The sequence below is a fragment of the Vibrio alginolyticus NBRC 15630 = ATCC 17749 genome (assembly GCF_000354175.2).
GTDB lineage: Bacteria > Pseudomonadota > Gammaproteobacteria > Enterobacterales > Vibrionaceae > Vibrio > Vibrio alginolyticus.
The window spans coordinates 1,814,178-1,827,111 of the sequence record NC_022349.1 but is presented as its reverse complement, the minus strand read 5'-3'; the positions used below and the strand labels follow the sequence as shown (position 1 = coordinate 1,827,111).

11 protein-coding genes are annotated in these 12,934 nt (G+C 45.7%); 3 read left to right on the top strand and 8 right to left on the bottom strand.

Going from position 1 to position 12,934, the window contains the following annotated elements:
• Positions 1-25 precede the first annotated feature (25 nt).
• From N646_RS08250 to metK, 7 genes are all read right to left on the bottom strand, one after another.
• On the bottom strand, positions 26-589 hold the full coding sequence (locus tag N646_RS08250) for a YqgE/AlgH family protein (RefSeq protein WP_005381020.1): 564 nt from the start codon (positions 587-589) through the stop codon (positions 26-28).
• Between the two features lie 128 nt (positions 590-717).
• The gene (gshB, locus tag N646_RS08245) at positions 718-1,668 is read right to left on the bottom strand and encodes a glutathione synthase (RefSeq protein WP_005381021.1); all 951 of its coding nucleotides are present in this window, start codon (positions 1,666-1,668) and stop codon (positions 718-720) included.
• Positions 1,669-1,681: 13 nt separating this feature from the next.
• Positions 1,682-2,413 carry a 16S rRNA (uracil(1498)-N(3))-methyltransferase gene (rsmE, locus tag N646_RS08240; RefSeq protein ID WP_017821890.1) on the bottom strand — a complete coding sequence of 244 codons (732 nt, stop codon included), beginning with the start codon at positions 2,411-2,413 and terminating at the stop codon, positions 1,682-1,684.
• Positions 2,414-2,526: 113 nt separating this feature from the next.
• A complete protein-coding gene (endA, locus tag N646_RS08235; protein ID WP_017821889.1) occupies positions 2,527-3,222 on the bottom strand; it encodes a deoxyribonuclease I in 696 nt (231 codons plus the stop codon).
• 150 nt (positions 3,223-3,372) lie between these two features.
• A complete protein-coding gene (locus tag N646_RS08230) occupies positions 3,373-3,870 on the bottom strand; it encodes a SprT family zinc-dependent metalloprotease (protein WP_005381025.1) in 498 nt (165 codons plus the stop codon).
• Positions 3,871-3,938: 68 nt separating this feature from the next.
• Positions 3,939-4,736, bottom strand: coding sequence for a DUF2189 domain-containing protein (locus N646_RS08225; RefSeq protein ID WP_005381026.1), 798 nt, complete (start codon positions 4,734-4,736; stop codon positions 3,939-3,941).
• 402 nt (positions 4,737-5,138) lie between these two features.
• Complete coding sequence (metK, locus tag N646_RS08220; protein WP_005381027.1) at positions 5,139-6,293, bottom strand: methionine adenosyltransferase; 1,155 nt, start codon at positions 6,291-6,293, stop codon at positions 5,139-5,141.
• A gap of 315 nt (positions 6,294-6,608) precedes the next feature.
• Between metK and tkt the strand changes: the two genes are divergently transcribed.
• Positions 6,609-8,603, top strand: a complete 1,995-nt coding sequence (gene tkt, locus N646_RS08215) for a transketolase (protein WP_017821888.1) — start codon at positions 6,609-6,611, stop codon at positions 8,601-8,603.
• 91 nt (positions 8,604-8,694) lie between these two features.
• On the opposite strand, the gene N646_RS08210 is transcribed toward tkt, so the two are convergent.
• Complete coding sequence (locus tag N646_RS08210) at positions 8,695-9,588, bottom strand: LysR family transcriptional regulator (RefSeq protein ID WP_017633561.1); 894 nt, start codon at positions 9,586-9,588, stop codon at positions 8,695-8,697.
• 140 nt (positions 9,589-9,728) lie between these two features.
• Between N646_RS08210 and N646_RS08205 the strand changes: the two genes are divergently transcribed.
• Both N646_RS08205 and epd read left to right on the top strand, forming a co-directional pair.
• Positions 9,729-11,687 (top strand): ligand-gated channel protein, encoded by a 1,959-nt coding sequence (locus N646_RS08205; RefSeq protein ID WP_021034033.1) that lies wholly within the window; start codon positions 9,729-9,731, stop codon positions 11,685-11,687.
• A 136-nt stretch (positions 11,688-11,823) separates the two neighbouring features.
• On the top strand, positions 11,824-12,861 hold the full coding sequence (epd, locus tag N646_RS08200; RefSeq protein ID WP_005384545.1) for an erythrose-4-phosphate dehydrogenase: 1,038 nt from the start codon (positions 11,824-11,826) through the stop codon (positions 12,859-12,861).
• The last annotated feature ends 73 nt before the right edge of the window (positions 12,862-12,934 follow it).

Genomic DNA, 12,934 nt, shown 5'->3' with positions numbered 1-12,934 from the left:
TATCTAATGTAACTGTATATTTGGACTAAGCATGTCCAGAGTCTGCTGAAAGGTGACTTGGGTCGATGCCCAGCTTTTCGACCGCTTTCTTCCAACGCTCGTTGATTGGTGTATTAAAGATAATTTCAGGCGTTGCTTCAATGGTGAGCCAAGAGTTTTCGACCAGCTCACTTTCTAATTGGCCTGCACTCCAACCGGAGTAGCCAAGTGCCACTAAGTAATCACTTGGTTCTGCTTCTGTTCCTAACACCGACAGAATATCACGCGAAGTGGTTACCGCGAGGTCATCGGTCATTTGGACGCTGGACTCGTAGTAATCTTTGGGTTTATGCAAAATAAAACCACGATCTTCCGAGATTGGGCCGCCATTGTAGACTGGTCTATCTAGACTGGCTTCAAATAGGCGCGGGTGTACTGGCTGAACTTCCACCTGCTTGAGCATGTTGCCGACGGTGATATCAACAGGAGCATTGATCATCAGCCCCATAGCGCCGTCTTCGTTGTGCTCACAAACGTAGATCACGCTGTTTTGAAAGTACGGATCTTTCATCCCAGGCATGGCAACCAAAAAGTGATTTGTGAGATTCATACTCATACTGACCCTTAACTCTCGTAAATGCCCTTAAGCAAACATCATACAATTTACCATCTAGGTATGTGCATGAGTTTGCTTAAGTTAATGTACTACGCTCTCTATTAACTGTAATACAGTTTGAGTTATTCGCCTTTTACTCGACGTTCAATCGCATCCATCAGCTTGCCTGTGATTGAGATATCAAAAGCTGCTTCAATTTCGCGAATACAGGTTGGACTGGTGACGTTGATCTCTGTTAGCTTGTCGCCAATTACGTCAAGGCCAACAAAGATAAGGCCTTTTTCTTTCAGTGTCGGAGCAACGGTTTGCGCAATTTTGAGGTCGGTTTCGCTTAGCGGACGAGCTTCACCAGTACCACCAGCGGCTAGGTTGCCGCGCGTTTCGCCTTTAGCAGGAATGCGTGCTAGACAGTAAGGCATAGGTTCGCCATCTACCACTAGGATACGTTTGTCACCGTTGCTGATGTCTGGCACGAAGGTTTGTGCCATTGCGTAGTTTTGACCGTGGTTAGTCAATGTCTCGATGATCACAGAGACGTTTGGATCGTTTTCTTTCACACGGAAGATGGACGCGCCACCCATACCATCAAGCGGTTTCAGGATGACATCACCATGTTTTTCACGAAATTCTTTAATTTTCTCTGCTTTTCGCGTCACGATAGTTGTAGGTGTCAGCTCTGGGAACCATGCTGTAAACAGCTTTTCGTTACAATCACGTAAGCTTTGAGGCTTGTTAACGATCAGTGCACCTTGTTCTTCTGCACGCTCAAGGATGTAAGTCGCGTAGATGTATTCAGTATCAAACGGAGGATCTTTACGCATTAGCACCGCGTCTAGCTCAGACAGTTCGATAGTTTGCTCTGATTTGAACTCGTACCAACCGTTTGGATCTTCTTTTAGTTCCACCACTTTAGTATCTGCAATGGCAACGCCTTGATCGAGATGCAGATCATTCATTTCCATGTAGTGGATTTCATAGCCGCGTCGTTGCGCTTCAAGCATCATGGCAAAGCTAGAGTCTTTTTTGATGTTAATGGACGAGATTGGGTCCATTACGATACCGAGTTTGATCATTATTTTTCTCCGTTTAACCAAGATCGCCGAAACGAACTTGTAAGGCTGTAATTGCTGTCAGAGCCGCTGTTTCGGTACGCAGAACGCGAGGGCCGAGTAGCGTTTCTTCAAATTGGTATTCTCGAGTCATCTCGATCTCTTCAGACGATAAACCGCCTTCAGGACCGATCAGTAGGCGCACTTTTTCAACCGGGGTTGGCAAAGTGTTGATTGAGTATTTAGCACGAGGGTGAAGGTTAAGCTTTAAACCATCGTACTCTTCTTTACACCACTCTTCCAAGCTCATAATTGGACGAATTTCGGGCACGACATTACGCCCACATTGTTCACAGGCACTGATGGCGATTTTCTGCCATTGCGCGAGTTTTTTCTCAAAACGCTTTTGGTCAAGCTTGACACCACAACGTTCAGAAATCAGAGGAGTGATGGTATTGACGCCAAGTTCAACAGACTTTTGGATGGTGAACTCCATCTTATCGCCACGTGAAATGACTTGGCCAAGGTGCAGATCTAAAGGGGATTCAATACTGCTTTCTACACGCTCGGTGATGTTAACCAAAACTGATTTCTTGCTGACTTCACTGATAACCGCTGGAAACTCTGCGCCACTGCCGTCAAAAAGGAGAACGTCTTGGCCTTCTTTCATGCGCAAAACACGACCGATATGGCCTGCTGCGTCGTCACTTAAAGCAAGTGAGCCAAGTTGATGAATGGTTTCTGGATGATAAATTCGAGGGGTACGCATGAGATTTCCAGCAAGAGAATAAACTTAAACCCTAACATGGATGCTTTGCACCGAAAAAACAAGGGGCAAGAAGCGTTTCAATATCAGTAATTGAAACGCTTCGAGGTCGGAGGTTACAGTGCGCGGCAGGCTTCTTGAACAAATGGGTTGTGATTGCCCTGTACTTTTGCAATGCGCTCGTCACGCTCACATTCCCATTTATCGACAGGATAGGTTTTGTTCCAAGCACTCATTAATTGCGTTTGCTGCTTCGACAGTTTGAAACCGTACTCTTTGCTCATGTATAGATAGGTACGAGCAATTGAGCCACGCGCACGGTCTGGTGGCATGACTTTACGCTGCTTAAAGTTCACTTGCATCTCACAGCGACCATAACTCACGCCATCCATCCCGTTCCATTGGCTGAAGTTGTAGTTCGAACGGTCACCGTTTACTTCACCAATAGCAGGAGTTAGGTTGTGCAAGTCTGCTTCCATCAAACGAAAAGTTTTGTCTTTTTTCTTACAGTTTTTACGTCCGCCATCTTGCCAGCATTGACGCTGGTGGCCAAATTGCCACGCAGGAACAATGTGCTCCCATTCGATTCGTGCAGCCCGTTTTTCTTGTTTACGGACTTGGTAACCGCAAGAGGCTAAATCGGGTAAGCCTTTCTTGCCTTGCCATTGAATGTTACAGCCACAGTAGAAGCTTGTTGGATGGTCTTGATAAATTTTGACCGCCTCACGTTTGGCTGCAGAGAATGAGCTCGGTGGCGCGGCAATCGCAGTGCTAGAAAGCGCGATAAGCAACAGAGAGAGTAAGTATTTCATGATAAAAGTCTTTATAAAGTATGACTTTATTCATGATAACACGCATAAAATAGCTTTAGTGATGAGTAAGTTAACAATAAGTGGCGAAGGGAAGGTTTTGATCAACTCGATCTTTATTTTGGGAACGCAAGTAACACTATGAGGTAAGGGCTACGATAATTGAATGCCGGTGAAGTTAAGTGGTTGGCGGCATTTTTGACAAGAGTACGTCGCCTCTTTGCGCAGCACTTTATTATGACGGCGAATCGATAGAGGGTAGGTCATACAACCACAACGATACTCAAAGGTTTTACCTTGAACGGATTTTACTTCAAAGCTGTGAGTGGTTTTGGCTGGTACGTTAAATACGGCTTCCATGACGCCTTTCCATTCTTTACCGTGAGGCCTTACTCGCCCGTAAACCTGATAAGTAATCAGGTGTGCTACTTCATGAGGAATGACTTCATCTAAGAATGCTTGGGTGTTTTCGCGAAATAAAACAGGGTTTAGGCGTACTTGATTTAATTGAAGGTAGGCTTTTCCTGCCGCTTTCCCACGGACGTCGAAGGTGATTGTTGGAATCGGGAAAGAACGTTTGAAAGCTTGTTCCGCCATCGCGATACAGCCCGCCATCACTTGCTTGGCTTTATAGCTGAGTTCTATATCCACAATTCACCTCGATAAATTAAATAAAAAAGCCCCCGCATTTGCGAGGGCCAGATCATAGCATCAGTTAATTATGGTGTGTGTTTTTTCTTGATGGTGGCATGGTAAGCGTGCCATGTACCGTAGCCTAGAATTGGCATGGTAAACAACATTCCGATCCCGTAGGTCGCAAAGCCGATAAGAATACCGCCACAGATGATCGCTGCCCAAACAATCATTGCTGGAATGTTGGATTTCACTGCATTAAAGCTGGTAAATACAGCGGTCATCATGTCTACACGACGCTCCATCATGAGAGGAATAGAAAAGGCTGAAATGCTAAACACCACACAAGCCAAAACAAAGCCAACTAAAGAGCCGATGACAAGGAAGGGTAGGAACTCACTTAAAGGTGCCCCTTGAACAGAAGGGTAGAGTGCATGAAGTAGAGCGGCAATGCGCATCCAAAATATCATACACACTGCGAGTAACACGGCGAACGCCCATTGAGATGTTGAGTTACGACCGATCGCTTTCATTGAATGGAACAAGCTTGCTTTGTGTCCGCGCTCTCTCTCCCAACTGGCATCATACAAGCCCAGCGCGAGAAACGGACCGATTAACATGTAAACAATCAAACTGGGCATGACGACTAAGTGTGTGCCTTGCCACTGTACGAGCAAAACAATGCCTATCGCAGCAGCCATAAAACAGATGCCATAGAAAGCACTAATAAGCGGCATTCGCACGAAATCATGCAGACCTAATGCGAGCCAATGAAAAGGTGCAGAAAGATTGACCGTATTGCACGGTATGGTTCTGGCGTATTCGTTGTCTGGCACTTCCTTTCGTTTGTTGTGGAAGTCCGATGGATTAACAGTTCGAGGCATAACTCCTCCTTGATTTATTCCCACATTATCCGCTTATACCAACTGACAGCGGTTTTTGTTCAGTCAAACTTGAAGCGACTTTTTCAAGTTTACATCTGAGCATTGGCTTAGTTTGGTATCGGCCATAAAGATGCCTGACTCATGTCTTTACTTAAGTGTTGCTTCCACAGTCGCCAGCATCCGACGTCTCTATTTAAATTGGAGTTAACAATATTTTAACTATTGGCGGAGATGGGATAATTTACAAATAATTGCTTAAAATTTATTCGGTATAAAAATGAGGGAGAAACAGGACTGCTTTGTGGGGCAGGGCGGTATGAGCCGAAATGGCTGGATAAAAGTTGCTGAAAATAAAAAGCCCCCGCCATAGGCGAGGGCTTGATTGATTCTTGCTTGGCTTGATTATTTGATGCCAGCGAAATCGCGTAGAAGTGCAGCTTTGTCTGTCGCTTCCCACGGGAATTCTTCACGACCGAAGTGACCGTAAGCCGCTGTCTTCTTGTAGATAGGTTGAAGAAGGTTAAGCATTTCTTGTAGACCGTATGGACGTAGGTCGAAGAATTGACGAACCGCTTCAATGATGATGTCGTGAGATACTTTCTCAGTACCGAACGTTTCCACCATGATAGACGTTGGATCAGCAACACCGATTGCGTAAGAAAGTTGGATCTCACAACGGTCAGCCATGCCTGCCGCTACGATGTTTTTCGCTACGTAGCGTGCTGCGTATGCTGCACTACGGTCAACTTTTGATGGATCTTTACCAGAAAACGCACCGCCACCGTGACGAGCTGCGCCGCCGTAGGTATCTACGATGATCTTACGACCAGTTAGGCCACAGTCACCCATAGGACCACCGATTACGAAGCGACCGGTTGGGTTAATGAAGAAGTTTGTTTCTTTGTTGATCCACTCAGAAGGTAGCACTGGCTTAATGATCTCTTCCATTACCGCTTCACGCAGGTCTGAAGTTGAGATTGAGTCACAGTGTTGAGTTGAAAGAACAACCGCGTCGATACCAACGATGTTACCTTGATCGTATTGGAATGTTACCTGAGATTTTGCATCAGGACGCAACCAAGGTAGTGTGCCGTTTTTACGAACTTCTGCTTGCTTTTGAACAAGACGGTGAGAGTAAGTAATTGGCGCTGGCATTAGTACTTCAGTTTCGTTACAAGCGTAACCAAACATGATGCCTTGGTCGCCTGCACCTTGTTCTTTAGGGTCAGCTTTATCAACACCTTGGTTGATATCTGGCGACTGTTTACCGATTGTGTTTAGTACCGCACAAGAATCTGCGTCAAAGCCCATATCTGAATGTACGTAGCCGATTTCACGAACGGTTTCACGAGTTAACTCTTCGATGTCTACCCATGCTGAAGTCGTGATTTCACCACCCACCATTACCATACCGGTTTTAACGTAAGTCTCACATGCAACACGAGCCTTTGGATCTTGCTCTAGAATCGCGTCAAGAACCGCATCAGAAATCTGGTCTGCAATTTTATCTGGATGACCTTCTGATACTGACTCAGAAGTAAACAGGTGCTTAGCCATGTTAGCTCCACTATATCTGGTTTAAAACTGGGGAATGATAAACTCTCCAGCGCAAATTAATACTAATTTTTGTAGGTGTATCTACATCTAGACGTCTATTCTAAATTTGATTGCTCGAATTACAAGCTCTTTTTTGGTTTTTGTTATAACCAAACGTTTGCCTGATTTATTGATAATTTTAAGAACTTCGAACGATTTGGCGCGAAAGGTGCAATATTTGTGAGGTTTTGGATTGGAAAACGTTTGCACACCCAACAGGGCTTTGAGAGAATTATGACCTACTTTTCGTTTCGCTTAATGTACTCAGGAGCAGACATGTCGTCTCGTAAACATCTTGCCAATGCAATTCGTGCTCTAAGCATGGATGGTGTTCAACAAGCTAACTCAGGCCACCCAGGCGCACCAATGGGTATGGCTGATATCGCTGAAGTTCTTTGGCGCTCTCACCTAAACCATAACCCTTCAAACCCAGAGTGGGCCGACCGCGATCGCTTTGTGCTGTCAAACGGTCATGGGTCAATGCTTATTTACTCTCTACTGCACTTAAGCGGTTACGAGCTATCTATTGACGATCTGAAAAACTTCCGTCAATTGCACTCAAAAACCCCAGGTCACCCAGAGTACGGCTACGCGCCTGGTATCGAGACAACAACGGGTCCTCTAGGTCAAGGCATCACTAACGCTGTTGGTATGGCGATCGCAGAGAAAGCACTAGCGGCACAGTTCAACAAAGAAGGTCACGATATCGTTGACCACTTTACGTATGTGTTCATGGGTGACGGCTGTCTAATGGAAGGCATCTCGCATGAAGCATGCTCTCTTGCTGGGACGTTAGGTCTAGGCAAACTGATCGCGTTCTGGGATGACAACGGCATTTCTATCGACGGTCATGTTGAAGGCTGGTTCTCTGACGATACACCTAAGCGTTTTGAAGCGTACGGCTGGCATGTAATCCCAGCAGTCGATGGTCACGACTCAGACGCGATCAACGCAGCAATTGAAGCAGCAAAAGCGGACCCACGTCCTACGCTTATCTGTACCAAAACAATTATCGGTTTCGGTTCTCCTAACAAGTCTGGTTCGCACGACTGTCACGGTGCACCACTAGGTCACGATGAAATCCAAGCGGCTCGCGAATACCTAGGTTGGGAGTACGGCCCATTTGAGATCCCGGCAGATGTTTACGCTGAGTGGGATGCAAAAGAAGCGGGCGCCGCGAAAGAAGCAGCTTGGAATGAAAAATTCGAAGCATACGCTGCAGCTTACCCTGCTGAAGCGGCAGAGCTTAAACGTCGTCTAAACGGCGAACTTCCTGCACAATGGGAAGAAAAAGCGAACCAAATCATTGCCGATCTTCAAGCAAACCCAGCGAACATTGCATCACGTAAAGCATCGCAAAATGCACTAGAAGCGTTTGGTCAAATGCTTCCTGAGTTTATGGGTGGTTCTGCTGACCTAGCGCCTTCTAACCTGACCATGTGGTCTGGTTCTAAGTCTCTAGAAACGGAGGACTTCTCTGGCAACTACATCCACTACGGTGTACGCGAATTCGGTATGACTGCTATCATCAACGGTATCGCATTGCACGGTGGTTTCGTTCCTTACGGCGCAACATTCCTAATGTTCATGGAATACGCTCGTAACGCAATGCGTATGGCTGCGCTGATGAAAATTCAGAACATCCAAGTTTACACGCATGATTCGATCGGTCTTGGCGAAGATGGCCCAACTCACCAACCTGTTGAGCAAATGGCGTCTCTACGTGTAACTCCAAACATGAGCACATGGCGCCCATGTGACCAAGTTGAGTCTGCAGTTGCATGGAAACTAGCGATTGAACGTAAAGATGCACCAACTGCACTTATCTTCTCTCGTCAAAACCTAGCGCAACAAGAGCGTACTGCTGAACAAGTCGCAGACATCGCGAAAGGTGCTTACATCCTGAAAGATAGCGAAGGTAAGCCTGAGCTAATCCTTATCGCAACAGGTTCTGAGGTTGAGCTTGCAGTGAAAGCCGCTGAGCAACTAGCTTCAGAAGGCAAGAAAGTACGCGTTGTTTCAATGCCATCAACAGACGCATTCGACAAACAAGACGCTGCTTACCGTGAATCTGTACTGCCATCAGACGTAACGGCACGTATCGCTATTGAAGCGGGCATTGCGGATTTCTGGTACAAGTACGTAGGCTTCGACGGTCGCATCATCGGTATGACAACATTCGGTGAATCTGCACCTGCTGGTCAGCTATTCGAGATGTTTGGCTTCACGACTGAAAACGTAGTGAACACAGCAAAAGAATTGCTAGCGTAATTGCAGGACCGTCTAAACAGTCGAACGTAAACGACGATTGTTAAACGCTAAAGTTAGAAAGGCCATCATTATGATGGCCTTTTTATTTTTGTCAGGTTTTCCAACCTTGTGGAATGCTTTGGTGAATGCAGTCTAAAAGTACGGATAAGCGCAGTGGTGGTCGTCCTGCTGGTGTATAGCAGTTAATGGAAATAGGCTCAGAAAGCCAACCTTCTAAGCAAGGTGTGATTCGCCCTGGGTGATGTTTCTCATAGCCGCATGCTGTCCAAGTCGGCAGCAGTCCAATACCATGACCATTCGCGATACTGTCTATTTGCATTGCTATGTTGTCGCTGTATAAGCGACTAACAAAGGGCTCTAAAAAGAACTCACCGTGTTGAGGGTGTGCTAGCATCAATCCATTTTCTTGCACTGAACCAAAATCGATCCATGGATGTGCTTCAAGTTCTTTGGGGTGCGGTATAGGCCCATGTTGTTTTAGATAATTTGGAGAGGCAAAAGGCGTATAGCGAAATACCCCCAGCACTTCTTTTCGCCAGTCTAGCTCTTTACGTTCACCGAGCCAGATGAACAAATCTGGGTCATGATGCGCCTCAGAAAAGTCACTGGTAAGTTGAACTCTAACATCGGGATTATCAGCAAGAAAACGATTGAGTACGCCACCGAGCCAGCTTCTAACTAAGGCAGTGTGACAAACAATATGCAGTGGCCCTGAAACTTGGTTCGTTAAACCTTGCAGTGCATCATAACTCTCTTCGCTTAACTCAAGAATCTGGCGGCTGTAGTGGGCAAAGATTTCTCCAGCTCTTGTCAGAACTAATCGATTACCTTGTCTGGCGGTTAGAGCCTGACCGAAGTCTTCTTCTAATTGTGCCAAGCGACGACTTAGCGTTGATTTTGGCTGATTAAGGGCTTTAGCAGCGGCTGTCAAACTTTTATGCTGATTGAGCGCATCAAAGGCTCTAATTGATGCTAAGTCGTGCATATTTCTTTTACTCCTTACTGCGTTATGTACGAGTTCCATAAATGGAAAGAACCGTTCCATAACTCTCACTATGCATCTCATTCTATTTGTGAATAATTCACTTCCGAAAATAATAATCATTATCAATTATGGAGATGTAGATGTCTACTCTTAGACTGCCAGTTATTACCGCAACTGGTATTTTAGCCTTCGTCAGTGTCCCTCATGTTTTTGCCAATGATGCAGTTTCTAAAATGGAAACAGTGGTTGTAACTGCATCAAGCTACGAGCAATCTCAAGCGGACGCGCCTGCAAGTATTAGTGTTATTTCACGTGAGGAGTTGGACTCCCGTTATTACCGCGATGTGACTGATGCACTAAAAAGTGTGCCAGGTGTTGTCGTGACAGGTGGTGGTGATACTACCGACATTAGTATCCGTGGTATGGGTTCTAAATACACTTTGATACTGGTCGATGGTAAACGTCAAAGCACGCGTGAAACTCGTCCAAATAGCGACGGCCCCGGTATCGAACAAGGTTGGTTACCTCCTCTTCAAGCGATTGAGCGAATCGAAGTTATTCGCGGCCCAATGTCGACGCTTTACGGTTCTGATGCGATTGGTGGTGTGATTAACGTCATCACACGAAAAGATGCGTTAGAGTGGACGGGTAATGTTCAACTGGGCACGGTACTACAAGAGAATAGCCGTTCAGGTGGAGAGCAGAGCGCGAACTTTTTCGTTAATGGTCCGTTGGCTGAAAATTTATCTCTCCAAGTATATGGTCAGTACACAACCAGAGAAGAAGATGACATCGAATACGGTTATGAAGATAAAGATATGCAGAGTATCTCTTCAAAACTGACTTACCAGATTAATGATCGCCACTCGGTGCAATTAGAAGGTGGCACGTCGGCACAAAGTCGTCGTGGTAATGTGGGCCTTTCAGTGCCGACCACTGGGTGTCGTGGTGGGTGTGAAGACTCACTGAATGAATATCGTCGTAATTACGTAACGGTAAGCCACAACGGTGATTGGGATTCGATTGGCATTTCAGATACTTACTTACAGCGAGAAGAGAGCGAGAACAAATCTCGTGAGATGACGATCACCAACACCACGTTCAAATCGAGCTTGGTGACTGGTATCGGAAACCATACGTTGACGACGGGTGTGGACGCCACTCATGCAGAGCTTGAGGATTTCACCTCCAACAAAGCGTCATCGAAGACTGAAACATCGAATACGCAGTGGGCTATTTTCATTGAAGATGAATGGAAAATCGCTGATCCGTTTAGCGTTACGCTTGGCGGCCGTCTAGATCATGACGAAAACTATGGCGCGCATTTTAGTCCGCGTGTTTACGGTGTATGGCGAGTTGATCCGTCTTGGACGGTGAAAGGCGGTGTGGCAACAGGTTTCCGTTCTCCACAATTACGTGAAATTACTCCTGGCTGGGCGCAAGTCAGTGGTGGCGGTAATATCTACGGTAACCCAGATCTTGACCCTGAAACGTCGCTAAACAAAGAAATCAGCGTCTTGTATCAAGGTGATTCTGGCTTAGATGTCTCTTTGACAGCGTTCCATAACGAATTCAAAGACAAGATCACACGTGTTGTTTGTCCAGACACTATCTGTACTGATGGTCCAAACCAATGGGGCGCAGATCCAACGTACCGTATTAACGTGGATGAAGCCGTCACACAAGGTATTGAAGCGACCTTAGCATCGCCGTTAACGGAAACCATTTACCTTAGCTCGAGCTACACATTTACCGACTCAGAGCAAAAAACAGGTGAATACAAAGGCATGCCGCTGCAGCAGTTACCAAAGCATCTGTTTAATGTGGATGTGACTTGGCAAACGACAACAGATCTAGAGAGCTGGGCGAAAGTCACGTACCGAGGTAAAGAAATGGATCCGGTTACTGGCCCATCAAGAAACAGTATTGTAGAACCAGCTTATACCTTTGTGGACGCCGGTGTGACATACCAGTTAACCGACAATACTCGTATTAAAGGCGCTATCTATAACTTGCTGGACGAGGAAATCAGTTACGAAGAATACGGATATATTGAAGATGGTCGTCGCTACTGGTTAGGTTTAGACGTCGCATTTTAATTATCTATCGTTGTAATAAGGTCGAGCATAGTCTCGACCTTTTTTTAATCCTGCTTTACTTTGATTCAACAGGTGCGTTTGTCAGCCTGATCAGGTAGTATCTGTGACACGAAATTTTTGGTAGGGCGAAGGATAAATGCTAAAGGTTGCGATCAATGGATTTGGACGTATAGGTCGTAATGTTCTGCGAGCGGTGTATGAAAGCGGAAAACACCAGCAGATCAAGGTTGTGGCGGTAAACGAACTAGCACAGCCAGAGGCGATGGCACACCTACTGCAATATGACACCAGTCATGGTCGCTTTGGTAAAAAAATTTCCCATGACCAAGAACATTTGCATGTTCATCATGACAGCGGTGAATATGATTCCATTCGCATTCTCCATCTCTCCGAAATCGAATTACTTCCTTGGCGTGATTTAGAAGTTGATATCGTCTTGGATTGCACTGGCGTATTTGGTTCGCAAGCGGATGGGCAAGCGCATATAGAAGCTGGCGCGAAGAAAGTACTGTTTTCGCACCCGGGCGCAAACGACCTAGATAATACGATTATCTATGGCGTGAACCACGAAACTCTGAAAGACGAGCACCGTGTTGTCTCCAATGGCTCTTGCACCACCAACTGTATCGTTCCCATCATTAAAGTACTAGACGAAGCCTTCGGCATAGAGTCTGGCACCATTACCACAATTCATTCGTCCATGAACGATCAACAAGTAATTGATGCGTATCATAACGACTTACGCCGTACCCGTGCTGCAAGCCAATCTATTATTCCGGTGGACACTAAGTTGCATAAGGGGATTGAAAGGATCTTCCCGAAATTTTCCAACAAATTCGAAGCAATTTCTGTTCGTGTTCCAACGGTTAACGTCACTGCAATGGATTTAAGTGTCACAATTAGTACAAATGTGAAAGTTAATGACGTAAATCAAACCATTGTTAACGCATCTCAGTGTACATTACGTAACATTGTTGACTATACTGAATCGCCACTCGTTTCCATCGACTTTAACCACGACCCCCATAGTGCGATTGTGGATGGAAGCCAGACTAGAGTGAGTAACGGGCAACTCGTAAAAATGCTCGTTTGGTGCGACAACGAATGGGGCTTTGCTAACCGGATGCTGGATACTGCCTTAGCAATGCAAGCTTCTTCGCAAGTGGAACAGTAATGACGAAGAAGTGATGGAGAATTTTTATTTCTAGCCTTGAAATAAATCCATAATATCTCCATATCTATAACCA

Bases quoted from the DNA above. Each gene is read 5' to 3' on its own strand.
- N646_RS08250 (WP_005381020.1), bottom strand. From the start codon at position 589: ATGAATCTCACAAATCACTTTTTGGTTGCCATGCCTGGGATGAAAGAT.
- gshB (WP_005381021.1), bottom strand. From the start codon at position 1,668: ATGATCAAACTCGGTATCGTAATGGACCCAATCTCGTCCATTAACATC.
- rsmE (WP_017821890.1), bottom strand. From the start codon at position 2,413: ATGCGTACCCCTCGAATTTATCATCCAGAAACCATTCATCAACTTGGC.
- endA (WP_017821889.1), bottom strand. From the start codon at position 3,222: ATGAAATACTTACTCTCTCTGTTGCTTATCGCGCTTTCTAGCACTGCG.
- N646_RS08225 (WP_005381026.1), bottom strand. From the start codon at position 4,736: ATGCCTCGAACTGTTAATCCATCGGACTTCCACAACAAACGAAAGGAA.
- metK (WP_005381027.1), bottom strand. From the start codon at position 6,293: ATGGCTAAGCACCTGTTTACTTCTGAGTCAGTATCAGAAGGTCATCCA.
- tkt (WP_017821888.1), top strand. From the start codon at position 6,609: ATGTCGTCTCGTAAACATCTTGCCAATGCAATTCGTGCTCTAAGCATG.
- N646_RS08210 (WP_017633561.1), bottom strand. From the start codon at position 9,588: ATGCACGACTTAGCATCAATTAGAGCCTTTGATGCGCTCAATCAGCAT.
- N646_RS08205 (WP_021034033.1), top strand. From the start codon at position 9,729: ATGTCTACTCTTAGACTGCCAGTTATTACCGCAACTGGTATTTTAGCC.
- epd (WP_005384545.1), top strand. From the start codon at position 11,824: ATGCTAAAGGTTGCGATCAATGGATTTGGACGTATAGGTCGTAATGTT.